The 1,336-nt window shown below is 74.1% G+C and carries 2 protein-coding genes and 1 pseudogene; 1 reads left to right on the forward strand and 2 read right to left on the reverse strand.

Annotated elements, in window-relative coordinates; all coding sequences use genetic code 11:
* Positions 1 to 199 (forward strand): annotated as a pseudogene (locus AB0J52_RS40880) (diacylglycerol kinase); the annotation flags it as partial.
* A 31-nt stretch (positions 200 to 230) separates the two neighbouring features.
* Here the strand turns inward: AB0J52_RS40880 and AB0J52_RS40885 are convergent.
* Entirely contained in the window at positions 231 to 701 is a 471-nt protein-coding gene (locus AB0J52_RS40885) for a COG4315 family predicted lipoprotein (RefSeq protein ID WP_500188620.1), read from the reverse strand.
* A 106-nt stretch (positions 702 to 807) separates the two neighbouring features.
* Positions 808 to 1,336 (reverse strand): aldo/keto reductase (locus AB0J52_RS40890; protein ID WP_500188622.1); only part of this gene is annotated, 529 nt, incomplete at its 5' end.

The raw sequence follows: 1,336 nt of genomic DNA on the forward strand, positions 1-1,336 counted from the left end.
CGCGCGGCACGTGCTGACGGGTCCGTGGCGCTCGCTGTCGGAGGGCGCGTTCCTGACCACGCAGCACGTGCGGATCGAGACCGACCCGCCGCTGCCGGTGGACGTGGACGGCGAGATCCGCGGCCGGACGCCCGTCTCGATCCGGCTGCTCGGCAACGCGCTGCGCGTGATCGTCCCGCAGTCCTTCCACGACACGTGAGGCGCCGCGTGAGGAGCTCGCCGCCGTGTCCTCAGAGCCGCGCTCCGGAGCCGCCGAGCAGGTGCCAGGTGCCGCCGAAGTCGTAGAGCCCTGCGCCGCGGGCGTCCCCGGTGTAGTAGTCGTCCGCGAACCGATACAGCCGGTGCCCCGCATAGGTGACCTGCTCGGTACCGTCCGGCCGCCGCACGGTCCCGAGCAGGTCGGAGCGCGCTCCCGCGCCCGCGCGCGGCGCGCCCTTCGTGAGGTACGGCGGCCACCTCGCCTGGCACGCCTTCGGGCACCCGGACGCTCGGCCGCTCTCCGGGACGAACGTGTAGAGCGCCGCACCCGTGTCGTCCATCAGGGCCGGGCCGCGCGAGGTGGTGCCGACGGCCGTCCACGCCCGCGCCGACCGCGCGGGCAGGGTATGGCCGGGCGTGTCCATGTCCTCGGTGGACGATCCTTGGCCGCACCCGGCGAGCGCACCCGCCAGGACTCCTGCGATCACGAACCTGACGTTCATGCGCGCCTCCCGTCCCGGCTGGATTGTGCCCGGCACAGGCACTCGCCCCGCCCTCGGGAACGGAGAAAGGCTGGCCACATGAGGCGCCCGAAGGACCTCCGCGGTGTCAGCCCCGCAGGGCCAGCAGGTCATCGTCCGTGAGCTCCAGCTCCCCGGCCGCGACATTCTCCTCCAGGTGCGCGAGCGAGGACGTGCCGGGAATCGCCAGCGTCACCGGCGACAGCGCCAGCAGCCCTGCCAGCAGCACCTGCGCCGGAGTGGCGTCATGCCGGGCGGCGACGGCCTTGAGGCGCGCGTCGTCCGGCACGCCGAACCCGCCGAGCGGGAAGTACGGCACGTAGGCGATGCCGCCCTCCTCGCAGGCCCGCAGCATCTCGACGTCGGCGGGACGGGTGACGTCGAACCGGTTCTGAAGCGCCGTGACCGGCGCGATCGCGCGGGCCTCGGCGAGCTGCGCCGCGTCCACGTGGCTCACGCCGAGGTGCCGGATCAGGCCCTCCTCGCGGAGCGCGGCGAGCGCCTCGAACCGCTCGGCGACCGACTCGCCGCCCGGCGCCTCGATGCCGCCGGGACGCAGGTAGACCAGGTCGAGCCGGTCGAGGCCGAGTTCGCGCAGGTTCCGCTCGACCTGGTCT

The sequence above is a fragment of the Spirillospora sp. NPDC049652 genome (assembly GCF_040675125.1).
Lineage (GTDB): Bacteria > Actinomycetota > Actinomycetes > Streptosporangiales > Streptosporangiaceae > Spirillospora.

What these genes read in the sequence shown, in the direction of transcription:
- AB0J52_RS40885 (WP_500188620.1), bottom strand. Translation starts at nt 701, where the DNA reads ATGAACGTCAGGTTCGTGATCGCAGGAGTCCTGGCGGGTGCGCTCGCC.